Origin of the sequence: Flavobacterium ammonificans, assembly GCF_020886115.1 — a bacterium.
In the GTDB taxonomy this organism is placed as follows: domain Bacteria; phylum Bacteroidota; class Bacteroidia; order Flavobacteriales; family Flavobacteriaceae; genus Flavobacterium; species Flavobacterium ammonificans.
Genome location: NZ_AP025185.1, coordinates 676,828 through 701,723, shown reverse-complemented (window position 1 = coordinate 701,723; position 24,896 = coordinate 676,828). Strand labels below are relative to the sequence as shown.

23 protein-coding genes and 1 tRNA gene are annotated in these 24,896 nt (G+C 34.0%); 10 read left to right on the top strand and 14 right to left on the bottom strand.

Annotated elements, in window-relative coordinates; genetic code table 11:
* Positions 1-77 precede the first annotated feature (77 nt).
* The 5 genes from LPC20_RS03010 to LPC20_RS02990 all read right to left on the bottom strand — a co-directional run bounded on the left by LPC20_RS03010 (position 78) and on the right by LPC20_RS02990 (position 7,459).
* Positions 78-641: an OmpH/Skp family outer membrane protein gene (locus LPC20_RS03010; RefSeq protein WP_229326372.1), complete on the bottom strand. Its 564-nt coding sequence runs from the start codon at positions 639-641 to the stop codon at positions 78-80.
* A gap of 246 nt (positions 642-887) precedes the next feature.
* Complete coding sequence (locus LPC20_RS03005) at positions 888-1,736, bottom strand: class I SAM-dependent methyltransferase (protein ID WP_229326370.1); 849 nt, start codon at positions 1,734-1,736, stop codon at positions 888-890.
* Positions 1,737-1,805: 69 nt separating this feature from the next.
* Positions 1,806-3,677, bottom strand: coding sequence for a tRNA uridine-5-carboxymethylaminomethyl(34) synthesis enzyme MnmG (gene mnmG / locus LPC20_RS03000; RefSeq protein WP_229326368.1), 1,872 nt, complete (start codon positions 3,675-3,677; stop codon positions 1,806-1,808).
* A gap of 96 nt (positions 3,678-3,773) precedes the next feature.
* On the bottom strand, positions 3,774-4,193 hold the full coding sequence (gene ybeY, locus LPC20_RS02995) for an rRNA maturation RNase YbeY (protein WP_229326366.1): 420 nt from the start codon (positions 4,191-4,193) through the stop codon (positions 3,774-3,776).
* A complete protein-coding gene (locus LPC20_RS02990; RefSeq protein WP_229326364.1) occupies positions 4,190-7,459 on the bottom strand; it encodes a hypothetical protein in 3,270 nt (1,089 codons plus the stop codon). Before LPC20_RS02990 ends, ybeY begins: the two co-directional genes overlap by 4 nt.
* A 131-nt stretch (positions 7,460-7,590) precedes the next feature.
* Here LPC20_RS02990 and gltX point away from each other — a divergent pair, with 131 nt between their 5' ends.
* Complete coding sequence (gene gltX / locus LPC20_RS02985; RefSeq protein WP_229326362.1) at positions 7,591-9,096, top strand: glutamate--tRNA ligase; 1,506 nt, start codon at positions 7,591-7,593, stop codon at positions 9,094-9,096.
* 66 nt (positions 9,097-9,162) lie between these two features.
* Positions 9,163-10,143, top strand: coding sequence for an SPFH domain-containing protein (locus tag LPC20_RS02980; protein WP_229326360.1), 981 nt, complete (start codon positions 9,163-9,165; stop codon positions 10,141-10,143).
* A 12-nt stretch (positions 10,144-10,155) separates the two neighbouring features.
* Here the strand turns inward: LPC20_RS02980 and LPC20_RS02975 are convergent, their stop codons facing one another.
* From LPC20_RS02975 to LPC20_RS02960, 4 genes are all read right to left on the bottom strand, one after another.
* Positions 10,156-10,407 carry a DUF6327 family protein gene (locus LPC20_RS02975; protein WP_229326358.1) on the bottom strand — a complete coding sequence of 84 codons (252 nt, stop codon included), beginning with the start codon at positions 10,405-10,407 and terminating at the stop codon, positions 10,156-10,158.
* 2 nt (positions 10,408-10,409) lie between these two features.
* The gene (locus tag LPC20_RS02970; protein WP_229326356.1) at positions 10,410-10,760 is read right to left on the bottom strand and encodes a competence protein; all 351 of its coding nucleotides are present in this window, start codon (positions 10,758-10,760) and stop codon (positions 10,410-10,412) included.
* A gap of 21 nt (positions 10,761-10,781) precedes the next feature.
* On the bottom strand, positions 10,782-11,111 hold the full coding sequence (locus tag LPC20_RS02965; protein WP_229326354.1) for a YtxH domain-containing protein: 330 nt from the start codon (positions 11,109-11,111) through the stop codon (positions 10,782-10,784).
* 304 nt (positions 11,112-11,415) lie between these two features.
* Positions 11,416-13,512 carry a glutamine--tRNA ligase/YqeY domain fusion protein gene (locus LPC20_RS02960; protein WP_229326352.1) on the bottom strand — a complete coding sequence of 699 codons (2,097 nt, stop codon included), beginning with the start codon at positions 13,510-13,512 and terminating at the stop codon, positions 11,416-11,418.
* A gap of 149 nt (positions 13,513-13,661) precedes the next feature.
* Between LPC20_RS02960 and folB the strand changes: the two genes are divergently transcribed.
* Positions 13,662-14,021, top strand: a complete 360-nt coding sequence (gene folB / locus LPC20_RS02955; protein ID WP_229326350.1) for a dihydroneopterin aldolase — start codon at positions 13,662-13,664, stop codon at positions 14,019-14,021.
* 93 nt (positions 14,022-14,114) lie between these two features.
* Positions 14,115-14,185, top strand: a tRNA-Cys gene (locus LPC20_RS02950).
* 281 nt (positions 14,186-14,466) lie between these two features.
* Here LPC20_RS02950 and LPC20_RS02945 read toward each other — a convergent pair.
* The 3 genes from LPC20_RS02945 to rnr are packed head-to-tail and all read right to left on the bottom strand — an operon-like array spanning position 14,467 to position 18,043.
* Positions 14,467-15,147 (bottom strand): LysE family translocator, encoded by a 681-nt coding sequence (locus LPC20_RS02945; protein WP_229326348.1) that lies wholly within the window; start codon positions 15,145-15,147, stop codon positions 14,467-14,469.
* A 27-nt stretch (positions 15,148-15,174) separates the two neighbouring features.
* On the bottom strand, positions 15,175-15,840 hold the full coding sequence (locus tag LPC20_RS02940; RefSeq protein ID WP_229326346.1) for a head GIN domain-containing protein: 666 nt from the start codon (positions 15,838-15,840) through the stop codon (positions 15,175-15,177).
* A 22-nt stretch (positions 15,841-15,862) separates the two neighbouring features.
* On the bottom strand, positions 15,863-18,043 hold the full coding sequence (rnr, locus tag LPC20_RS02935; RefSeq protein WP_229326343.1) for a ribonuclease R: 2,181 nt from the start codon (positions 18,041-18,043) through the stop codon (positions 15,863-15,865).
* 803 nt (positions 18,044-18,846) lie between these two features.
* On the opposite strand from rnr, the gene rpiB reads away from it, so the two are divergent.
* Entirely contained in the window at positions 18,847-19,278 is a 432-nt protein-coding gene (rpiB, locus tag LPC20_RS02930; RefSeq protein ID WP_229326340.1) for a ribose 5-phosphate isomerase B, read from the top strand.
* On the opposite strand, the gene LPC20_RS10745 is transcribed toward rpiB, so the two are convergent.
* A complete protein-coding gene (locus LPC20_RS10745) occupies positions 19,272-19,553 on the bottom strand; it encodes a DUF1294 domain-containing protein (protein ID WP_420827829.1) in 282 nt (93 codons plus the stop codon). The genes rpiB and LPC20_RS10745 overlap by 7 nt on opposite strands.
* Before the next feature lie 57 nt (positions 19,554-19,610).
* Here LPC20_RS10745 and LPC20_RS02925 point away from each other — a divergent pair, with 57 nt between their 5' ends.
* The 3 genes from LPC20_RS02925 to LPC20_RS02915 are packed head-to-tail and all read left to right on the top strand — an operon-like array spanning position 19,611 to position 22,331.
* Entirely contained in the window at positions 19,611-21,734 is a 2,124-nt protein-coding gene (locus tag LPC20_RS02925; protein ID WP_229326338.1) for a Tex family protein, read from the top strand.
* A gap of 43 nt (positions 21,735-21,777) precedes the next feature.
* A complete protein-coding gene (locus tag LPC20_RS02920) occupies positions 21,778-22,020 on the top strand; it encodes a hypothetical protein (RefSeq protein ID WP_229326336.1) in 243 nt (80 codons plus the stop codon).
* The gene (locus LPC20_RS02915; RefSeq protein WP_229326334.1) at positions 22,008-22,331 is read left to right on the top strand and encodes a hypothetical protein; all 324 of its coding nucleotides are present in this window, start codon (positions 22,008-22,010) and stop codon (positions 22,329-22,331) included. Before LPC20_RS02920 ends, LPC20_RS02915 begins: the two co-directional genes overlap by 13 nt.
* A gap of 100 nt (positions 22,332-22,431) precedes the next feature.
* Here the strand turns inward: LPC20_RS02915 and LPC20_RS02910 are convergent, their stop codons facing one another.
* Positions 22,432-22,614: a Sec-independent protein translocase subunit TatA/TatB gene (locus LPC20_RS02910; protein ID WP_229326332.1), complete on the bottom strand. Its 183-nt coding sequence runs from the start codon at positions 22,612-22,614 to the stop codon at positions 22,432-22,434.
* Positions 22,615-22,827: 213 nt separating this feature from the next.
* Between LPC20_RS02910 and LPC20_RS02905 the strand changes: the two genes are divergently transcribed.
* Together LPC20_RS02905 and LPC20_RS02900 are read left to right on the top strand one after the other, a co-directional pair.
* Complete coding sequence (locus tag LPC20_RS02905; protein ID WP_229326330.1) at positions 22,828-23,316, top strand: peptidase; 489 nt, start codon at positions 22,828-22,830, stop codon at positions 23,314-23,316.
* A 10-nt stretch (positions 23,317-23,326) separates the two neighbouring features.
* Positions 23,327-24,817: a GH3 auxin-responsive promoter family protein gene (locus LPC20_RS02900; RefSeq protein WP_229326328.1), complete on the top strand. Its 1,491-nt coding sequence runs from the start codon at positions 23,327-23,329 to the stop codon at positions 24,815-24,817.
* The last annotated feature ends 79 nt before the right edge of the window (positions 24,818-24,896 follow it).

The window sequence follows — 24,896 nt, the reverse complement described above, 5'->3', positions numbered from 1 at the left end:
TCCTTAGTAAATTTTGCTCAAAAAAAATGCCTTCGATCTAGTTCAAGATGAAGGCATTATTAAGAAATAAATATCAATTATTTTTTAGCTGGAGCTTTTTCTTCTTTAGCACCGCTAGCTTTGTATTTTTCGTTCAAAGCTTTGATTAACTCTTTCGTGATGTCATATTGGTCTTCAGCGTAAAGAACCGAAGCAACGTCACCTGTTCCAAAGATATAAGAGTATCCTTTTTCTTTTCCGTACGATTTGATGAATTTTTTCACACCCGATACCAACGAATCCATTTCTTTACCGCTTTCTTGTTGCAATTGTTGAGACAGTTGTTGTTGAGCGTAACCCAATTGTTGTTCTCTTTTTTGTAATTCAGCACCTCTTTGTTGTGCCCAAGCTTGACCATTGGCTTGTGCTTGCGCTTGAAAATTTCCAGCATCTTGTTTGAAACGATTAATTTCAGCTTCTAACAATCTTCCTTTCTCTTCTGCCTGTGCTTTGTATTTTGCTTCTAAGTCTTTTGCTTCTGTATATTCGCTCATTAATTTAGAAGTGTCAACATAAGCGGTTTTAACTTCTTTAACCTCTGCTTTTTTGTCACAAGCAATAACTGAAATTGAAAGTGCAATAATTACTAATACTTTTTTCATTTTGTGATTTTGTAAATTTTATAAGTGTATTAGACAAAAATATAAAAAATTAGGTAGCTCTAACAAAAACTTAGAAAAATGCTACACTTTTTACTGCATCAGTTTTTATTATGTTGTTTGTATGCGCTATAAATCAAAGCTATTAAAAGCGACTTCGTATTTTTTGTTTTAAAGCAAGTTCTTGAAAAAGGCAACACAAATCCTTTATAAAAGAAAAAAACGCCTTAAAAGCGCTTTAAATGGTTTTTACCAGTTTTTTATGATGTAAATGTGTGAAGAATACTCTAAATCGGATTGTGCTTTAATATTAGACCATAATCCGATGAAAAATGCTTTTATAAAATTCATTCTTCCTGTTTTGTATTTTTCAGATAATAAACTCACATAAAAAGAATCGAATTTCATTGGTAGAATTTTGACTAATTCCATTTGTTCTCTTTGAAACAATTTTTGAATAGCTGTTTTTGAGAAATGCCAAAAGTGAATTGGCACATCATAGGCGGCCCAAAATTTTCCATAATGTTGGGCGTCGAAAGATTTAAAATTAGGAACTGCAATAATTAAAGAGCCAGTTGGTTTTAACAATCGCTTCAATTCTTTTATTTGGTGATCCAAATCAGGAACGTGTTCCAAAACGTGCCACATCGTAATGACATCAAAAGAATGATCTTCTAATTGGGCAATAGTTTCAACAAAAGAAACTCCTTTATTTATCGCGATTTGTTTGGCTTTATCACTTGGTTCTACTCCAATAGTTTCCCAACCATATTGTTGTGCTACTGAAAGAAACTCTCCGGTTCCAGCTCCAATGTCAAGAATTTTTCCTTTATTTGGTTGCAACGAATTAATTAAATTCAGTTTGTTTTTTAAAGCGATGCCTTTTACAAAATGATAGGCTTTTTCAAACAATGAACGTTTGCTGTCGGTATGCGAAATATAATCGGCACTTTCATAATACTTCCCCAATACATCTAAAGAGGGCTGCGGATGTGTAATCAACATATCCAATTCTTCGTCATGATATAATTCGAAAGTTTCTTTAGAAACAGAATAATCCGTTACGGTAAGAAAATGCTTTTTGTTTGAAATATTCATTTTAATTATTTTCTTTTATATACATCTTTTAAAAACAAGCCTTCACGACATAGTTTCACGTGGAACAATTTATCTTCCCATATAAATCAACAGCACCGAAACATCGCTCGGCGACACTCCGCTTATTCGAGATGCTTGCGCAATAGTTGCAGGTCTGATCTTGCTTAACTTTTGTTTCGCTTCGATTGACATTGATTTGATTTTATTATAATCAAAGTCTTCCGGAATTTTAACTTCTTCTAAACGCGTTAATTTATCCGCGTTATTTCTTTCCTTTTCAATATAGCCCGAATACTTCACTTGAATTTCAGCTTGTTCCAAAATCTCTTGATCTAGATTGTTTTCTTCAATATATGTTTTAACTTTTTCAAAACGCAACATGTCTTCCAAATCAATTTGTGGTCGAGAAAATATCTTAAACATCTTGTCTCCTTGCGTAATCGGCGCCGTCTCTTTTGCTTCTAAAATTGGGTTTGTTTCGGCAACAGAAACGCTAGTTTCTTTGAAAAAACTTACCATTTTTTCTGACTCGTTTAACTTAAATTCCATTCGACGTAAACGTACTTCAGAAGCTAAGCCTATCTCATACGACATAGGCGTCAATCTAAAATCGGCATTATCTTGGCGCAATAAAGTTCTATATTCGGCACGAGAAGTAAACATTCGATACGGCTCTTCGGTTCCTTTGGTAATCAAATCATCAATTAAAACTCCTATATATGCTTCGTCTCTTTTTAAAATTAAAGGCGCTTTTTCATGCACTTTTAAATGCGCATTAATACCCGCCATTAATCCTTGGGAAGCCGCTTCTTCATATCCTGTAGTTCCATTAATTTGTCCAGCAAAATACAAGCCTTCTACCAACTTCGTTTCTAAGGTGTGTTTCAATTGCGTTGGAGGAAAATAATCGTATTCAATAGCATAACCAGGACGTAAAAATTTCACTTTTTCAAATCCCGCTACTGAACTCAATGCTTTAAACTGAATGTCTTCTGGTAAAGAAGTAGAGAACCCGTTTACATATACTTCGCAAGTTTTCCACCCTTCTGGTTCAACAAACAATTGGTGTCTTTCTTTATCGGCAAAACGATTGATTTTATCTTCGATAGAAGGACAATATCGCGGTCCTAAACTCTTAATTCGACCATTAAACATTGGCGAACGATCAAAGCCTTCTCTTAAGATATCGTGCACATCTAAGGAAGTGTACGTCATATGACAAGACCTTTGATGAATCAATGGAGCTGTTATGTCTGAATATGAAAACTTATCCGGTTTTGCATCCCCTTTTTCTTCATTCATTTTTGAATAGTCCAACGAACGTCCGTCCACACGCGGAGGAGTTCCTGTTTTCATTCTTCCCGCTTGAAAACCTGCCTTAACTAAATCCTCTGTAATTCCAAAAGAAGCACTCTCTCCCGCTCTCCCTCCACCAAATTGTTTTTCTCCAATATGAATTAATCCGTTTAAGAAAGTTCCATTAGTTAAGACCACAGATTTGGATTTAATCTCTATTCCAAGAGATGTTCTAACACCTAAAATTTTACCGTTTTCGATAATCAATCCGCTCACCATTTCTTGGTAAAAATCGAGATTGGGAGTTGCTTCCAACATCATTCTCCATTCTTCCGAAAAACGCATTCTATCACTCTGCACTCGCGGAGACCACATCGCCGGTCCTTTAGATTTATTTAGCATTTTAAACTGTATCGCTGTTCTGTCGGAAACAATTCCAGAATACCCACCTAGAGCATCAATCTCGCGAACAATCTGCCCTTTTGCAATTCCTCCCATAGCAGGGTTGCAAGACATTTGCGCTATGTTCTGCAAACTCATTGTAACCAACAGGGTTGTAGAACCTAGATTTGCAGCAGCAGCAGCAGCTTCACACCCTGCGTGACCCGCACCCACAACAATTACATCATACTCGTTTAAAAACATTTTCTTATTGATTTAACCCTTATAACAGGATTGTGAATTGAATATATTTGTAGATGTTCCACGTGAAACATCTTGATTGTGATTTAAAAAAATTAATTATTGTTCCACGTGAAACATTGCTAATTTTTCGTCTTCTTTAGACCGCATTAATTGCTCGTCAGCTTCTGTTTTGTCTTTATAACCACAGTAGTGTAACACACCGTGAACCAATACGCGTTTTAGCTCTTCTTCAAACGAAACCTTGAAATCATTTGCGTTGTCTTGAACTCTTTCGACCGAAACAAAAATATCACCGTTTAACTCATTCCCCATCGAATAATCGAAGCTAATGATGTCGGTTAACGTATCGTGATTGAGATATTCTAAATTGATTTTTAAAAGATACTCATCATCACAAAAGATATAATTAATCTCTCCTTCCTTCTTATTTTCTGAAACAATTACTTGAGACAACCAAGAGGAAATAGCCTCTTCATTCTCTAAAGTAAAGTTGGTTTCGTAATTGAAATCGATCATTTTTTATTAAAATAATTTTGAACCTTTTTATTAAAATTCGAGCGCAAAGGTAAGGATTGTCTATTTAATATTTCAATGCTATTCAAATATTCTAACAAAGGCTTAGGTAGACCTTTAGCGGGGTTTGAGAATTGCTTTTTATTCGTTTCTGATTCACGCTTATTGTCTTCTCCTTGTTGTTGTAGTGCCGTATTTAACTTTAATAATTCTTGCTGAATATTCGTTGCTTTTTGAATGGTTTCATTCTTAAAGCCTTTGTTTAACAATTGCTTTTCTAATTGCTTCATTTGCTCTAAAGCCGACTGCCCCTTACTGCCCAATCCTTGTTTTTCTAACTCGCCTTCTAAAGCATCCCTGAGCTTGCGTTGCTCTTTGTAAATTCGCATAATGGATTCTGCATCATCTTCACCTTGTTCGCCATTTTGACCATTTTTTTGTGGTTTGCCTGACTTACCTTCTTGTCCGTTTTCTCTCATCCCTTGCTTCATTTGTTCGCCTAGACCTTGTTGTTTTTTGATGATATCTGGCAATTGCATTCCTTGTCCTTGTCCATGTTTAGGTTTTCCACTGCTCATTCCAGATAAAGACATTTGCATATTGAACAACTCATCGCTCAAACGATCTGCAAGAATATTAGCACTTGAAACTGCAAATTGTTGGTGTGAAACACCCTTGGCAAAACGAGAATTTGTTAGTGATTCAATAGCATTGTTAATGTTATATTCAACATTACCCACTTGCTTAGTAATATCTTCGGCAAATTTAGGATTGCGCAAAGACATCGCAAATAAACTATCATCAATATGTTTGAATTGCTGTTTTAAATTTTGTTGGATTTTTAAGTTTTTATTGAATGAAGGAGAAGTTGATTTTGTGGATTTAAATTGTTTCATTACCGCTTCTTGGGCATTAGAAAATGCTAAAAGATTATCTGTGATTTGGCGCAACATTTTTACATCTTCCTGCAATTGTTCCATCTCAGATGACTCCATACTCTCTTTCATTTCTTGAGACATTTCTTTCATTTTTTTAACCGCAGCTTTTTGCTTGGATTGCGCTTTTAGAGTGTTGTTTTGTTGTAATTCGTTTAGCGCTTTTTTCAAATCCTCATCAATGCTTTTTTCTTTAGCCTCTTCTTTTGGTAAGTCCAATGGTGATTTTAATTCTTTATTGTCTTTTTGAAGCTCCTTCAATTCTTTTTGAATTTTATCAAAGGCAGAATTAATATCCTCCTGCTTGTCAGATTTGTTATCTTTCCCTTTATTGGATAACTGCTCTTGTTGGTTAGAAAGTTGGTCTAATTTATTGGCTAGTTGTTCCGCTTTCTTCTCTACATAAAATCGCTTAGTAAGCTCTACCAATTGCGCTAAATTTTTAGTTTGGTTTTTACTTTGCTGTTTGTAATTGTCTAGTTTTTGAAGCAACTCCTCTGCTCCAATTTTATCATTTAACTTTTGAAGTTCGTCTAACAACTTTTTGTTTTTATCGGATTCTTGAGCCGCCTTTTCTAAACGTTTTACTAAATCTTCTTTTAAAGGATCTTTCTGTTCCGACTTAAAATTTTCTAAGTTGTCTTTCATCTTTTCAGCAAATTCCCGCATCATTTGTTCTTGACTTTTTTGACGCTTTAAGAAATCGGCTACTTGTTGTTGTTCTTTGAATTCAAACTCGTTTTTTTCTTTGCCTAATTTTTTCAATTTATCCAATTCGGACAATTGCTTTTCTTGAGACTTGAGTGACTTCTCTAGTCTATTCGTGTTTTCATTTTGTTGTTGTAAGGATTGCTCTTCTTTCTCTTCTGTCGTAGCTAAACGAGAAGAAAAAATAGACGTCTTAGTGCTCTTAAATTGGTGTAATGCGTCATTATCAAAAACCTCAAAATAATACTCATACACAATTCCTGATTGAACCGGTAAATTACTAGGAAAAGAAAAAATAAATTGGTCAAAAGCTGCTGACTTAATTGCGATGGTTCCACGTTTAGCATTAGTGGGATTGTCTTTTTGATAATATACTATTTGTAGCTTTGACAAACCGTAATCGTCTGCAATTTGGCCTACATAATAATTTGTCCCTAACTTCAAGCTATCTGGAGCGGGGTTTACTTGAATGGTAGGAAACTGATCTTTCACAACCGCTAATTGATAATTCAGCTTTTCGTGCTGATTTACAGTAGAATTAGAACTACTAATCTGATAATCTGTATTTTGAAGAATATTCTTAGACAAAACAAATTGATTTCCTTGCTTAGTAAAAGAAACCTCAGTTGACGCCCTTTTCCAAACCATTTTTTGTGTAGCCTTGGCGATTATTTTCCAAATTACTTGGGTGCCTTCGGGAATAATCGCATTACCTGTTCCTTGAATAATTTCAGATTTCTTTTTTAAATAAGACGGGTAACGCAACTGCATTTCAAAATTAGTGATTGAAGGCACTGCAACAACTTTTAATTGATGCTCGTTGGAACTAACTTCATTGGCTTCTAAATGAAAATTCAAGTCATTTGTGGGATTGGTTATTTTAAATTCAAACTCTCCCGGGCGAACAGATTCCATATAATAACTTTCGTTATTGAAAAAAATCATTGTTTTCTCGGGAATCACTTTTCCTTCAGTTCTCACCCGAATTGTAAAATCTTTATTCTCTTCGGTGGTTAAAGAAGTATTCAAAATTTTAAATTGAAATGGTGCTGGCGGCGCAAACGGCGAAGTATAATGTACTACTCTGTCAAGGCTTTGAGAAAGAAGGGTTCCGTTGCCAGTTGCGTAAAACGTCAAAATACAAACCAATGGCACCATTGCCCAAGGCAAATACTTTTTATTAGCTTTAAAATTAACAGCCTTAGTAAACGGAATAGGTTGTAACTCGATTGATTTTTGTTGAATAGATGCCAATAACAATTCAGATTGCTCTTTGTTTTGTGCCAACTGAAGAAAGTTGGTCAGCTTGTCCCCCACTTCGTTAAAATGGCTCCCAATGATCTCAGAAGCTTGTTGATAATCGATTCCCTTTTGTAGTTTAACCAACTTAAAGGTCGGCAACAAGATGAACCGTATTAATAAAACTAATTCAACCAAAACAAACAACCAAAACAAAAAAGTACGTCCTATTGGCTGTAGCCAAAGAAATAATTCAATACTTAAAGTGAAAATAAAATACAGTAATCCCAAACCGAAAAAGAAGATAGTTCCCTTTATCAATTCATTGGTGTAAAACTTCCTAATGAAAGCTTCTAATTTCTGATATATAATTCCTTCTGTTGACAAATACGAGCGGTTTGTTTTTAACCAATAAAAGTAACAATTTATAAGAATACAACGCTGTTAAAAATTCAATCAAAATATCAAGTAATTTGAAGCTATATTTGCACAAGAATAAAAAGATAAAAAAAGCTATCATGTCAAAGCCAATTCGTGTGCGTTTTGCACCTAGTCCAACAGGACCTTTACATATCGGTGGGGTTCGTACCGCCTTATTTAATTATTTGTTTGCTAAGAAAAATAACGGAACTTTCTTCTTACGAATTGAAGATACCGATCAAAATCGTTTTGTTCCAGGAGCCGAAGAATATATTTTGGAAGCACTTAATTGGTTGGGAATAGCTCCAGATGAAACGGTTGGAAAGAATGAAAAATTTGGTCCTTATCGCCAAAGCGAAAGAAAAGAATTATACCAACACTATGCAGATCAATTGATTAATTCAGGAAATGCCTATTATGCATTTGATACGGCAGAAGCTTTGGACGCACATAGAAAACAACACGAAGAACAAGGAAAAACATTTATCTACAATCATCACAATAGAGAAAAATTAGATACTTCGTTAGTGCTTTCTGAAGAAGCAACCGAAAAAAGAATCGCTGCAGGAGAAGATTATGTTATTCGTTTTAAAACTCCGGTAAATGAAACTTTGCATCTAAAAGACATCATTCGTGGAGACGTAAAATTTGAAACGAATTTGTTAGACGATAAAGTATTATTCAAAAGTGACGGAATGCCAACGTATCACTTAGCAAATATTGTAGACGATCATTTGATGGAAACCTCACACGTTATTCGTGGCGAGGAATGGTTGCCTTCTATGCCGTTACACGTTTTGTTGTACCGTGCCTTTGGATGGGATACGCCAGAATTTGCTCATTTACCATTAATTCTAAAACCTATTGGAAACGGGAAATTATCTAAAAGAGATGGCGACAAAATGGGATTCCCTGTATTTCCTTTGGAATGGAAAACCGAAGAGGGGATTTCGTCGGGTTACAGAGAAAAAGGATTTTTCCCAGAAGCTGTGGTTAACTTTTTAGCACTATTGGGATGGAACGACGGAACTGAAAAAGAATTGTTTTCATTGGAGGAATTAGTGCAAAATTTTGATTTGAATCGAGTGCATAAAGCGGGAGCTAAATTTGATCCTGAAAAAAATAAATGGTTCAATCACCAGTATTTGATGCAACAGTCCGATGTTGATTTGGCGAAAGCCTTCTCTCCTATTTTGAAAGAAAAAGGAATTACAATTGAAGAAAATAAATTAATTACCATTGTTTCTTTAATAAAAGAACGTGCGCATTTTGTGTCGGAATTTTGGGAATTGAGTGACTACTTTTTTGAAGCGCCAAGTTCGTATGATGAAAAAGCAGCTAAAAATTGGAAAGAGGAAACGCCTGCTTTAATGCAAAATTTAATTGCTGTTTTAGACGGGATTCCAGACTTTACTGCTACAACAATAGAAACTGTTGTAAAAGAATGGATGACGGCAAACGAAATTGGAATGGGAAAAATAATGCAGCCTTTCCGTTTGAGTTTAGTGGGCGCTTTGAAAGGGCCTCACTTATTTGACATTGCTGAATTGGTTGGAAAACAAGAAACCATTCAACGAATTCAAAAAGCAATAGCAACATTATAAAATCAAAGCCTCTTTATAGAGGCTTTTTTTTGTACATTTAATCATTATTAACCCAATCTTTATATTATGAATGCATTTTTAATCATTTTTGGCTTTATTGCCATCTTTATTTTGTTTTCTTCTTTTTTTACTGTGAAACAACAAACCGCAGTAATTATTGAACGTTTTGGAAAATTCTTAAGTATTAGACAGTCTGGTCTTCAACTAAAAATTCCTTTGATTGACCGGATAGCAGGCAGAGTCAACCTTAAGATTCAACAATTGGATGTTATTATCGAAACCAAAACCAAGGACAATGTTTTTGTTAAGCTTAAAGTTTCTGTTCAGTTTATGGTAGTGAAAGAAACCGTTTATGATGCATTTTATAAATTAGAATATCCGCACGATCAAATTACTTCCTATGTTTTTGACGTGGTTCGTGCTGAAGTTCCCAAACTAAAACTAGACGATGTATTTGAAAGAAAAGACGATATTGCAATCGCTGTAAAAAGAGAACTTAATGAAGCGATGACAACCTATGGTTATACGATTATTAATACTTTAGTAACCGACATTGATCCAGACATTCAAGTTAAAAATGCAATGAATCGAATCAATGCTGCAGATAGAGAAAAAACAGTTGCCGAATTTGAAGCAGAAGCGTCAAGAATTAGAATTGTGGCAAAAGCACAAGCCGAAGCCGAAAGTAAAAAACTACAAGGACAAGGTATTGCTGATCAAAGAAGGGAGATTGCTCGAGGTTTGGTTGAAAGTGTAGATGTGTTAAACAAAGTGGGTATAAATTCACAAGAAGCTTCAGCGCTAATCGTTGTTACACAGCATTACGACACGCTTCAGGCTATTGGGGCTGACACTAATTCTAATTTAATTCTATTACCCAATTCTCCTCAAGCCGGTAGCGATATGTTAAATAATATGATTGCTAGCTTTAGTGCAAGTAACCAGGTGGGAGAAGTTATGAAAAGTAGAAATAAAAAGAAAAAAGACACGCCTGTTATTCAAGAAATAATTAGTGAAGAAGAAACCGCTACTGAAGACGAAGAATAAATAAAAAGAGGCTTAATCGCCTCTTTTTTTATTGATAAGCCAATTGATTAGATACGGAATAGCGATTTGTAAAATCATCCCGTAAGAATTAGAAAGCTTTAATCGTAAAGATGCTAAAGCTTCCCGAAACAAATTTTCAGGCTGAAGCGATTCTTTAGTTTTATCAATGTTTAACAAAATATGCTGCAAATGGATTTCTTTCTCCAGCTTTAGCATTTCTAAATCAGCATTGATTTGATCGTAAGAGGAATATTTTTTTGCCATGGTTATTCATTAAAAAAGATGGTTGAAAATTTCTCTAAAATAGGTCCTTCAACAATCTTGTCTTTCACTAAAAACAACAATAAAGATAGGATTAAATAAAACCCTCCAACGGATAAAAATCCTAAAACAATATTATCTAAATAAGCGCCAATTGCGAATGCTGCAGCAATAGAACCAAACAAAATTACCATACTCAAACATATTCCTATCAAAAGGAATTTAACAATCATAGTAGTCGATTGCATTAAAACTTTAAAACCACGAAGCTTGTAATACTCCATATTGGTTTCAAGATAGCCTTTTGCGTGTTCTTGAATTTGTTCGGTTTGATTTTTTATTTCTTCAAAAGCCATAATCTGAGATTTGAGGTACAATTATTTTTGAAACTTAGCATTTTGTTCTTTCAGTTCGGCTAATTTTTGTTCTAAAAAAGAAATAAGATCTTCGGTTTTATGACTAACATTAGAAACCATATCTTCAAACGAATCTTCTAAATTATCTTTTGAATGCGTCAGCTTACTTTTTAACTGTTCTGAAACTTCGTCTAATTTATGTTTCAAATCGTCTTTAGCATCCTGAAAACCATCTTTGATTTTTTCTCTAGTTTTTGTTCCTTTATCCGGAGCATACAAAATTCCGATTCCAGCTCCAATTAATGCACCCGTTAAAAGTGCTAATAAAGAATTTCCTGAAGTATTTGACATAATTTCTATTTTTTATTGGTTCCTACTTTAAAGATACAACAATTTTATTCTTTTGTGGGTTAAGAACTCGTTAAAGTGCTTTTTTTAAAAGACAAAACGCTTTTAAAGGTTGATACCGGCTTTTGTTTTACAAAATGACGTGTTAGGTTGTAAAAAAGAAAAAAACGCTTTAAAACTGGTTTATTTAAGTCGTTTTTAATTAGTTAAATCAATAGAAAAAGATAAAACAATAAAAACTAATTATAATAATAAAAACCCACTATGCAGCGGGTTTTTAATTTATAAAATCTATGCATGTGATTTTTTATATTTGGTTCAAAAGAGATAAAACAGTTTCGTTTTTTTCTGTTGCTTTTAATTCAAATAAAATCGATTTGAAACTATCCAAATGAATCGGGTCGTGAATCAAATTTTGTAAAACAGCAATTCGAACTAAAGCCAATTGACTTTTTATGGACATCGAATATAATTTTGATAAAGCTTCTGAATCAATGTCGGCTGGATTTACTTTGTCTGAATGTTCCAAAATTAAATTAGCAAACAATAACGAATTGTTGTCGTTTTTGATGTTTTTTACAATCGTTTGATTGACTAAACTGTAATTATCAATGGTTTTGATGTTTTCGACAATCATCTTCAATAGTAATTCAGCAGCTGAAACCTCTTTTTCTTTAACGTATTTGTTGATTTCTTTTTGCGTATTCATCAATACGTTTTCTTCCTTCTTGCCTTTTTCTTCCCAAGCATCTTTCAATCCTACGGTTTTATTGAAAACTAACTTTTCAACCGTTGAATCCTTATCAACGTTGAAATAACCTAAACGTTGGAACTGGAATTTATCTCCCGCTTGAACGGTTTGTAAGCTTGGTTCTACAAATCCAGTGCTAATTTGCAGTGAATTAGGATTCATAAATTCTAAGAAATTCTTCTCTTTGTGACTGTCTGGTGCTTCGTCAATAAACAAACGATCGTACAAACGCACTTCGGCTTCTATCGCGTGAGCAATTGACACCCAGTGTAGGGTTCCAGCTACTTTTCGTTGACTGGCTTCACTTCCACTTCCACTTCGGCTATCTTCATCATACGAAACGTGAATTTCTGTAATTTTTCCAGTAGCATCTTTCACAACCGACTCTCCTTTAATGATATAGGCGTTTTTTAAACGCACTTCTTTACCTAAACTCAAACGGAAAAACTTAGCAGGAGCTTCTTCTAAAAAGTCTTCTCTTTCAATGTATAATTCTCTAGAAAAAGGCACTTTTCTAAAACCTGCACTTTCGTCTTCTTGATTGTTCTCAGCGTCCAACCACTCCTCTTTTCCTTCTGGATAATTCGTAATTACTACTTTTACAGGGTCTAAAACCGCCATAACACGAGGCGCAGTTTTATTCAAATCTTCGCGTAAGCAAAATTCTAAAAGCGAATAATCAATTACATTTTCTCTTTTGGCTACGCCAATAATATCACAGAATTTACGAATTGAATTCGGAGTATAGCCTCTTCTTCTTAAACCAGAAATTGTTGGCATTCTAGGGTCGTCCCAACCATCAACAAAATTTTCTTGAACCAATTGCAAGAGTTTTCTTTTACTCATTACAGTGTAATTCAAATTCAACCGAGCAAATTCGTATTGATTTGGTCGCACTTTATTGGCATCATAAATTTGGTCTAAAAACCAATTGTATAATTCGCGGTGCATCACAAATTCTAAGGTGCAAATAGAATGTGAAATTTGTTCTAAATAATCACTCTCCCCGTGTGCATAATCGTACATTGGGTAGATCTTCCATTCGTTGGCTGTTCTATGATGATGGCGGTGTAAAATACGGTACATCAACGGGTCGCGCATCAACATATTAGTCGATGCCATATCAATTTTAGCACGCAAAACGTGAGTTCCTTCTGGAAAATCTCCGTTTTTCATCGCTTCAAATAAGGTTAAATTTTCTTCAACAGAACGGTTTCTATACGGTCCGTCAACTCCTGGTTGAGTTGGAGTTCCTTTTTGAGCAGCCATTTCTTCTGAAGTTTGGCTATCAACATAGGCTTTCCCGTTTTTAATCATTAATACCGCCCAATCGTATAATTGTTGAAAATAATCAGACGAATACAATTCTTCGGTCCAATTGAAACCTAACCATTTCAAATCTTCTTTAATAGCATCTACATATTCCTGCTCTTCTTTAGCTGGGTTGGTGTCGTCAAAACGCAAATTTACAGGCGCATTATACTTTAAACCCAAACCAAAATTCAAACAAATCGACTTCGCGTGACCAATGTGTAAATACCCATTTGGCTCTGGTGGAAAACGGAAACGCAATTGATCCTGAGGGAAACCAGAGGCTAAACTGTCTTCTATAATTTGTTCGATGAAATGCAATGATTTTTCTTCTGATGCCATTTTAAAAATTTTGAAAAGCAAAGTTATCAAAATTGTTGGTGATTCGTCGATTTATAGGGTGGTTAATTCCGCTTTAAAACTAAAAAAACAAAACATTTTGTACTTTTATCCCATCAAAGCGATAAAAATTTATCCAGAAAATAACAAAAATGGGAACCATTAAACTAAAAAATATTCGCACTTTTTCGTATCACGGCTGTTTGGTTGAAGAAAGTAAAATTGGGTCAGATTACAGAGTGGATTTAGAAATTAAAACAGATTTACGTAAATCGTGTATATCTGATGCTTTAGCTGATACGGTGGATTATGTTCTTTTAAACCAAATTGTAGTAGAAGAAATGGCTATTCGTTCTGAATTATTAGAACATGTAGCACACCGAATAATTGTTCGTGTTTTTGCTGAAGCTCCTGCTGTTTCCCGAATTAAAATTGGGGTTTCTAAAATCAATCCGCCTATTGGTGGTGATGTTGAAGCAGTTACCATTGAATTGGAAGAGTATAGAAATTAATAGCTAAGTGATATAGTCATTAACGATAAAGTTTTTACCATAAGCCTTTTAAACTTTAAAGTTTTTGCTATATTTGCAACCCAATAAACAATTGGCGTCGTGGCCGAGCGGCTAGGCTGGGCTCTGCAAAAGCTCCTACTCCGGTTCGAATCCGGACGATGCCTCTGAAAGAGATACAGCAATGTATCTCTTTTTTTTGTTTTATTGCGAGGCACGAAGCAATCTTAAAAATAGATAAATTATATGCTCCTACTCCGGTTCTCCCGAAGCGTCGGGACGGACGATGCCTCTGAATTAACCTCTCTTTTTGAGTGGTTTTTTTATGTCTTATTGCGAGGTACGAAGCAATCTGAAAATTAGATAAAGTTAGACTTATACTCCGTTTCTCCTGAAGCATCGGGACTAAAATACAGCCGAAACCTTGGGTATGCTTAGAAGTTTAAATTTATCTATCCTCTATTTTCTCCCAAGCGTTTTTAACCATTTCTTTTTCTTTAGGGAACCAACCCTGAGCCATTAATGCTAATCCAAAAACGATTAAAACAATACTAATTCCTTTTTTGATTTTAAAAATGTTAGTAGGTGTTAATTTGGATTTTAACTGCTTAGCTAAAACCATTTTTACACAATCAATAAGCAAATAAGAAACAATAACAGAGGTAAAAAAAGTCATCATTCTAGAGGTTTGCATTTCTAATTTAGGTCCTACAGAAATAATAATAGCCAACCAAAAACCCAATACCCCAATATTAATAATATTTAGAAAAAATCCTTTGATAAAAAGGCTTCCGTAATTCTTTTTAATGATTTCATCATCAATCGATTCGTACTGAATTTTAGCTTGTTTTTTTAATTTAATAAATGAAATAATACCGTAAGCAACCATTAGAATTCCTCCAAAAATAAATAAAGCGGGTTTGTCCTTTAAACTAGCAATTAGACGGTAACTTCCTAAATAAGCAACTCCAATAAAGAAAATATCTCCTAAAACTACCCCTAAATCAAAAGTTAAAGCAGCTCTAAAACCTTTAGTAATACTAGTTTCTATTAAAATAAAAAAAACCGGACCTATCATAAAACTGAGAAAAATTCCCCAAGGAATTCCGGTTAGAATATCATTTATCATTACTATTAAAATTTGGGATTAAACTAGTTATTTTACAATTTTGATTCGGCCGCCTGCGAACGTTTTTTTGTTGACTTGACTTGGGTTTCCGTAAATCATAATATCACCTCCAGCTCTTGCTTTTGCGTCAGCTAATTCTGTTGCAAAAATTGTTGCTTCTCCACCAGCGTTGATACTAATTACGGTTTGTTCGGTAATTAATTCTTTAGCTTCATAAATAGCCCCTGCTGAAATCACTACATCTTGATTTTTAGCTGTTCCTGCTGTTTTTACTATACCGCCACTTGTGATTTTTACATTTAAATTCGACACTTCTAAATTAATATCAATTTTAGACCCTTCTTTTGCAATAATTTCAAATCCAATTGCTTTTATACTTGAATCAGATGAAATTTGAGAACCTTCATTCGCTTCAATAGCAGTTAAATCAGTGTAATAAACCTTTGCGTTAACTTGATTTCCTTTTAATAAATTAGTTAATGGCATTCTAAGTTTAAGTTCACCATTTTTATTTACAACTTCTACTACATCTGAATTAGTTCCTGAAAGCACTACTTTGTTTTCCTTTGAAGCAATTAAATCCACTGTTATTTGATCAAAAGCAGTTACTTTATTAAAATCACCTACTTTTTTATCGGTTTGAGCATAGGTTAATGAACTGATTAATAATAAAATAAATAGTAATTTTTTCATATTAGTGTTTTTAAAAATAAGCTTATTCGTTTCTTCTTATAAAGTGAAAATCCAATTGTTTTTTAACTAAATCGGCGTTTTTTACTTTTACATAAATCTCATCTCCTAGCTGTAATAAACCGTGAGAAGTGGCGCCAACTAATGCATATTGTTTTTCGTCAAAAGTATAATAATCCTCTTTAATATCTCTAATTCGAACCATCCCTTCGCATTTATTTTCGATAATTTCGACATAAATACCCCATTCAGTTACTCCTGAAATCACTCCTAAAAACTCTTGATCTTGGTGATTCTGCATGTATTTTACCTGCATGTATTTGATGGAATCACGTTCCGCATTTGTAGCCAAACTTTCCATTGACGAAGAATGTAAACATTTGGTTTCGTATGTTTCTTCATCCGCTGATTTTCCACCATCTAAATAATACTGCAACAAACGATGTACCATCACATCAGGATATCTTCGAATAGGTGAAGTAAAATGGGAATAATAATCAAAAGCTAAGCCGTAATGTCCAATATTATCCGTAGAGTATTTCGCTTTACTCATACTACGAATAGCCAACGTATCTATTAAATTTTGTTCTTTAGTACCAATAACTTCGGTCAATAAATTATTTAATGATTTAGAGATATCACCTTTGTTTCTAAAGTCGATTTTATAACCAAACTTCGCAATAACAGTTTGCATTGCAATCAGTTTATCTTCATTAGGTTCGTCGTGAATACGATAAATAAAGGTTTTCTTTTGTTTACCAATAAATTCCGCTACTTTTCTATTCGCTAAAAGCATAAATTCTTCAATCAAATGATTCGCATCTTTTGAAATTTTAAAATACACTCCAGCAGGTTCTCCTTCTTGATTTAAGTTGAATTTTACTTCTACTTTATCAAATGAAATAGCACCTTCGTTCATTCTATTTCTGCGTAAAATTTTAGCTAATTCATCTAGTTTTAAAGTAGCATCAACAATTGCTGCTGAAACTTTATAGGGTACACCTGTAATAGAAATTTCTTGCGGAATTGTATCATCTTTTGTTTCGATAATATATTGCGCTTCTTCGTAAGCAAAACGTTGATCAGAGAAAATTACTGTTCTTCCAAACCATTGGTTCACCACTTGTGCTTTTTCATTGATTTCAAATACCGCTGAGAAAGTATATTTTTCTTCTTGAGGTCTTAAGGAACAGGCAAAATTAGACAACACTTCAGGTAACATAGGTACTACTCGATCCACTAAATATACCGAAGTGGCTCTTTGATAGGCTTCATCATCTAAAATAGTTCCTTCTTCTAAATAAAAAGAAACATCGGCAATATGAATTCCTATTTCGTAATTTCCATTCTCTAATTGTTTGAAAGACAGCGCATCATCAAAATCTTTTGCATCTTTTGGATCGATAGTAAAAGTCAAAGTATCACGCATATCGCGACGTTTCGCAATTTCAGAAGCTTGAATACTAGTATCTATTTGTTGAGCATAGGTTTCTACTTCAATAGGAAATTCAGCAGGTAAACCATATTCAGCTAAAATAGCATGAATTTCTGTATCGTGTTCGCCTGGTTTTCCAAGTACTTTGATCACTTTTCCAAAAGGACTATCGGCTCTTTTAGGCCAATCTTCGATATGAACTAAAACTACATCACCTTGCTCCGCCTCTCCTATTTTATCTTTTGGAATAAAAATATCGGTGTACATTTTTGGATTTGCTGTAGCAACAAAAGAAAAATTCTTTTGAATATCAATAACTCCAACAAAATCAGTTTTATTTCGTTCAATAACTTCAATAACTTCACCTTCTGGTCGACGTCCTTTTCTTCGGTTATAAACATAGACTTTAACAGTGTCTTTATCTAAAGCGCGATTTAAATTATTAGTTGGTATAAAAACATCTTCTTCTAAATCCGGACAAACAAAATAAGCTGTTTTACGACCTGTCATATCAATTTTACCTTCGTAATAATCTTGACTAACTGCTTTGATTAGATATTTTCCTGGTTCTGATTCGATAATTGTTTTTTGAGCAGCTAAAATTTTTAAATCTTTTATAATTTGATTTCTACTTTGTGTATCGTCTAGATCTAATTTGGCTGCTATTTGTTTGTAATTGAATACTTTATTAGCACTTTGAGATAGTATTTTTACAATTTTTTCAGAGTAAGTCTTCTCTTTTTTGAGCGGTTTTCTTAAACGCTTTCCCATATTTCTTTTCTTAAAAGTCTAAAATTACAAATAAGAAATCAGAATACCTTTTTAAAGACTCAGATTTATTAAAAATATAACTTTTAGAAAAAGGATAATTATTCTTAAAAAATATTTTTTTAAAACTTCAAAGTTGTCAACATCTATTTAAAACAATAAAAAGAAAAGGAAATTTAAAATTATTTTTTAATGGTTATTATAGCGTGTTAATAGTTAGTATAAATTTTTTAAAAAAGGATTTGAAATGAAGTTACAACTAGTTATTTTTAGTTATTAACATGGTTTTTTATTGGTAAAGATTTAAAAACAAACACTTTCTTGATTTTAATTAACAGCTGTTTATAACCTAAAATGTATTCTTTTTGTAGATAAGTAAATTTTCAAAATATGTTAATAAAGCAGTTTTTTCTATTCATAACTTTTCTAAAAATCACTCTAACTAAATTAGGTTTTTTAAACTCGGTTTTGGATTAAACTTTTTTTCTTTTCTTCTTCAAAAAACTTCTTATTTTCTATCTTGAGTTATGAACACAGTATGTTAATTTAATGTTATCTGAAAATCAACCAATTGCGTTTTGCTATTAACAATTCAAAATTTTAAAATTTATAGTATAAAAAAGCAGCTGATTTTTAAATAACTAAAAATTATTTTTCAAGTTCTAACTTGATTTATTGCTATTTGTAACACTTTTAAAAAGCATTTATTTTTTGGTTAATAAACAAACAAAGAAACCAATCTATTTATGAATTCTAACTCAAAATCTTTCCTTAATTTTGAACACGAACTTAACACACTACTAACAATGAATATTTCTATTGGAAACGACCACGCAGGTCCAGAATATAAAAAAGCAATTGTGGCTATGCTTGAAGCAAAAGGCCACCAAATCACTAATTACGGAACCGATTCTTTTGATGCTGTAGATTATCCAGATTTAGCGCATCCTGTAGCTAAAGATGTGGAAGAAGGAAAAGCTGATTTTGGAATTGTGATTTGCGGAAGCGGTAACGGAATTGCCATGACAGTTAATAAACACCAAAAAGTGCGTGCCGCTTTATGTTGGATGAAAGAAATCGCAGCTTTAGCTCGTTTACACAATGATGCGAATGTGATTAGTATTCCTGCTCGTTATACTTCTGTTCCGCAAGCGGTAGAAATGGTAGAAACCTTTTTAAACACAGAATTTGAAGGTGGAAGACACCAAAACCGCGTGAATAAAATTGCTTGTCAATAAACACAAATACTATCAGTAAAATAGAGTGCTAGCACTACTAAAAGCTGAAAAAATACAATACCCAAAAACTTCCAAAGGAAACTTCTTTTGGAAGTTTTATGTTTAAATACCCACATCCCAATTCCAGCGCCCAAACTTCCGCCAATAAACCCCAAAAAAAGGAAAGTGTTTTCAGAGATTCTCCTTTTTTTATTTCGAGCTAAATACTTGTCGTAACCCATTATAAAGAAGCTCAAAAAGGAAATGGCTAAAAAATAAAAATATAAAAGTAGCATAGGGATAGATATGTGCGGTAAAGATATTATTTTCGTGTTACAATATATTTACAACCCATGACCAACATTCAATTCATTGCAAAATCGGTACCAACTGCCGCAATCAACATTCAAAAAACAGTTCAATTATTAAACGAAGATTGTACCATTCCATTTATTTCTCGATATCGAAAAGATCAAACAGGAAATCTAGACGAAGTAGTGATTGAGCAAATTGCTAAATTGAATAAACAATACGATGAGATTTTAAAACGCAAGGAAAGCATTCTCAAAACCATCGAGGAGCAAGGTCAACTTTCGCCTGAATTAGCCAAAAAAATCCAAGACAGTTTTGATTTGCAAGAGCTAGAAGATTTGTACTTGCCGTTCAAAAAGAAGAAAAAAACTAAGGCCGATGTGGCGCGCGAAAACGGTTTGGAGCCATTGGCAAAAATCATTTTCGCACAAAACAATGACAATATTGACTTTATTTCGACTCAATATGTCAATGAAAATGTAATCAACGAAGAAGCTGCTTTACAAGGAGCACGTGATATTATTGCCGAATGGATTAATGAAAACATTCACGTTCGTCAACAATTACGACGCTTGTTCCAGCGAAAAGCAACCATTACTACCAAGGTGGTGAAAACCAAAAAAGATGACGAAGCGGCTCAAAAATTTTCCCAGTATTTTGATTGGTCGGAATTATTAAGCAAAACACCACCTCATCGATTAATGGCGATGTTGCGTGCCGAAAATGAAGGTTTTGTAAAACTAAAAATCGAAGTGGATATTGACGAGGCGTATGATATTATTGACGAAATTATTTTGAAACGTCAAAACGATACTACACCGCACATTCAACTAGCCATTGAAGACAGTTACAAACGATTGTTGCAACCTGCTATTGCTAATGAAACATTACAAGAAGCTAAGGCTAAAGCCGACGCGAATTCCATTCAGGTTTTTGCAACTAATTTAGGGCAGCTTTTATTGGCACCACCTTTGGGCGAAAAACGTATTTTAGCGATTGATCCCGGCTATCGTTCGGGATGTAAAGTAGTGTGTTTGGACGAAAAAGGCGATTTGTTGTACAACGAAACGATTTACCCGCATGCGCCTCAAAATGAAGACGCTATGGCGATGAAAAAAATCCGTTCGATGGTCAATTCCTATAAAATTGATGCGATTGCTATTGGAAACGGAACCGCTTCGCGCGAAACGGAATTTTTTGTCAAAAAAATCGCTTTCGATAAGGAAGTTCAGGTTTTTGTGGTGTCAGAAGCGGGCGCTTCGGTCTATTCGGCAAGTAAAATTGCCCGTGAAGAATTCCCTAATTACGATGTCACTGTTCGAGGTTCGGTTTCTATTGGGCGACGATTGAGCGATCCATTGGCGGAGTTGGTAAAAATTGATCCAAAAGCCATTGGCGTAGGCCAATACCAACACGATGTGGATCAAAACAAACTGAAAGAAGAGTTGGATGCCACGGTGATTCGTTGTGTGAACTCAGTAGGAATTAACATCAATACAGCAAGCAAGCATTTGTTGAGTTATGTGAGTGGAATAGGAGAGAAGCTGGCCGAAAATATTGTGCAATACCGTTCTGAAAACGGCCCATTCGACGATCGAAAACAACTGAAAAAAGTGCCTCGTTTGGGAGACAAAGCGTTCCAACAAGGCGCGGCTTTTATCCGAATTAAAGAAGGGAAAAACCCATTAGACAATTCGGCGGTGCATCCCGAAGCCTATCCGATTGTAGAAAAAATGGCAAAAGATTTGAAACTTTCGGTACACGAATTAATTGGCAACAAAGACAGAACCGCTTTAATCAAACCCGAAAATTATACCACGCCCGAAATAGGTTTGCTGACTTTAAAAGATATTATCAAAGAATTGGAGAAACCAGGTTTGGACCCTAGAAAATCAGCTAAAATATTTGAGTTTGACCCGAATGTTACATCCATAAAAGACCTAAAATCAGGAATGATTTTACCGGGAATTGTAAATAACATTACCAACTTTGGATGTTTTGTGGATATTGGAATTAAAGAAAGCGGTTTGGTTCACATTTCCCAACTTAAAGCAGGTTTTGTGAGCGATGTGAATGAGGTAGTCAAATTACACCAACACGTTGAGGTTAAAGTAACTGAAGTGGACGAAGACCGCAAACGAATTCAGTTGACAATGGTGTTGTAAATAGAAATATTTTGTAAGTTTGTTTATTAAAAATCAGATACTAATGACGGCAATTACAATCACTCCTAGAAACAAAAAAGAACTTCTGGCTCTGAAACAGTTTATCAAAGTGAATGATTTAACTTTCGAAGAATCTGTTTCTGAAGTGAATGAACAAAGCTCATCGAAAAGTTCCATTTCAAAAATGCCAAAAGATTTTGAAAAAGAAATGAAAAATGCCATCACAATTGATGAGTTTTCTAGTAAGACTACTTCTTTTATAGAGGGCTTATCATGGAGCAAATAACAATTTTTTTTAAAAAAGAAGTACTAGAATCTTTTAACGACTTGGTTTTTGAATTGTACTCCAAAGATTATTTTGCATCACTAGATTATGCCATTGATTATAAAGACAAATTAGTTTCATTCATTAACAATTCTATTGCCAGTTTTCCTCATAAAACCACTCCAAAGAAATTAAAGCATTTTGGAGAAAAGTATATTTTTTATAATTCCAATCAAAGAACCACTTGGTATGTTTTTTTTAAAAAACACGAACAGATTTATATTATTACAGCAATTTTAAATATTCATTCACATTACGCTAAATATTTATAAAAAAATAAATACATAAGATCATAAAAACAAAAAAACCAAGTTATTTAACTTGGGTTTTTATATTAGAATTGATAAAGAATTACTCTTTAGTTTGCTTCGCCTATTCGCCTTTTTGGCTCGAGTCTTCTTTCTTAACTGCAGACGAATCGTCTTTAGCTGCGTTTTTAAATTCTTTAATTCCACTTCCTAAACCTTTCATTAGTTCTGGAATTTTTTTACCTCCAAAAAGCAATAAAACTACTGCTAAAATGATAAGTATTTCTGGTAAACCTATTCTTCCCATGATTTATTATTTTTATGCCGAAGCAAATTTGTTTAATAATGAAGTACAAATGTATATAGAATTAGCGAATAGCAATTCTTTTTTGATCATTTATTTAGTTTCAAAAGCGTTAAATTTGTATTAAAACGTGATTTAGTAGTCTTTGTACTTCTAAAATCAAGTCATAACATCAAAGACAATAATTGTTTATATTTGTTCAATAAACCACAAGCAATGTCTAAAAAGGGATTAAAAAGACAGCAATTAAAAGAAAATTTATTCAATAAAAGGCGTTTAATCATTTTAAATGAAGACACTTTTGAAGAAACCTTCTCTTTAAAACTAACCCTGATGAATGTTTTTGTAGTATTGGGTTTAGGCGCTATTTTCATCATTTTTGTCACTACATTTATTATTGCTTTTACTCCTTTACGCGAGTTTATTCCGGGATATTCTTCTTCTAAATTAAAACGAGACGCTACAGAATTAGCTTTAAAATCAGATTCTCTTTCGCGCGCATTGGAACAAAACGAAGCCTACATTAAATCACTTAAAAAAGTGTTGACAGGCGAGTTAGAGTTTGCTAAATTCAACAAAGATTCTATTTTATCATCTGTAGATGAAGCTCCAGTAGAGGGAAGTCTATCAGCATCAAAAGAAGAATTAGAATTGCGAAAAACAGTAAACAAAGAAGAGCAAAAAGCTTCCAAAAAGAATAAATAAAACCAACAGCATGTCTATAAAATCTATTGCGGCTCGATTATTTGCAAGCCAAGTGGTTAAAAAAACACAGGCTTGGGCCAGTAACCCTGTAGCAACCCAAAACAAGGTGTTCCAAGAATTAATTCGTCAAGCGCAAGACACGCAGTTTGGGAAAGATCATCATTTTGCTCAAATACAATCTCCAGCCGATTTTGCTCAACAAGTTCCTGTTCGCGATTATGAAGAACTGAAACCCTATGTGGAGAGAGTGGTAAAAGGGGAGGAGAACGTACTTTGGAAAGGAAAACCACTTTATTTTGCCAAAACTTCTGGGACAACTTCAGGGGCAAAATACATTCCGTTGACCAAGGAATCCATGCCGTACCATATCGAAGCGGCTCGTAATGCCATTTTGCATTACATTCACGAAACAGGCAATTCCGATTTTGTGGATGGTAAAATGATTTTTCTGCAAGGAAGCCCTATTTTAGAAGAAAAAAATGGAATAAAATTAGGGCGTTTGTCTGGAATTGTCGCGCATTTTGTTCCCAAATATTTACAAAAAAACCGCATGCCTTCCTGGCAAACCAATTGTATTGAAGATTGGGAAACCAAAGTCAACGCCATTGTTGAGGAAACTTTCAATGAAAACATGTCGGTGATTTCAGGAATTCCGTCTTGGGTTCAAATGTATTTTGAAAAACTGCAGCAAAAGGCGAATAAGCCCGTTGGTGAAATCTTCAAAAACTTTAATTTGTTCATTTATGGCGGAGTTAACTATGAACCTTACCGTGCAAAATTTGAAAATTTAATTGGCCGAAAAGTCGATTCAATTGAGCTTTTCCCAGCTTCGGAAGGATTTTTTGCTTACCAAGACTCCCAAAAAGAAAAAGGAATGTTACTATTGTTGAATTCAGGAATTTTCTACGAATTTATCAAGAGCGACGAATTTTCGAGCCCCAACCCTAAGCGCTATACCATTGGCGAAGTAGAATTGGGTGTGAATTATGTTTTAATTTTGTCTACCAATGCAGGACTTTGGGCATACAATATTGGCGATACTGTTCAGTTTACAAGTTTACAACCGTATCGTTTGATAGTTTCAGGCCGAATTAAACATTACATTTCTGCTTTTGGCGAACACGTGATTGGTAAAGAAGTAGAAAGTGCTTTACAAGAGGCAATGCAAGGAACAACAATTCGCGTGAATGAGTTTACGGTTGCTCCACAAATCAATCCAGCCGAAGGATTGCCTTACCACGAATGGTTGATCGAATTTGAAAACGAACCGGATAATTTAGAAACATTTGCTTTACATATAGACGCTGCCATGCGCAAGCAAAATGTGTATTATGACGACTTGATTGTGGGCAACGTTTTGCGACAATTAGTGATTACTAAAGTTCCTAAAAACGGTTTCCAAGACTATATGAAATCCATAGGAAAATTGGGCGGTCAGAATAAAATTCCACGACTGTCTAACGACAGAAAAACAGCAGATTTTTTTAGCAATACTATATAGTAATATTGTCATTCTGAATTTATTTCAGAATCTAAATAAAAATTGAAATCGAAGATTCACCGAAGTTAAACATCCCGAC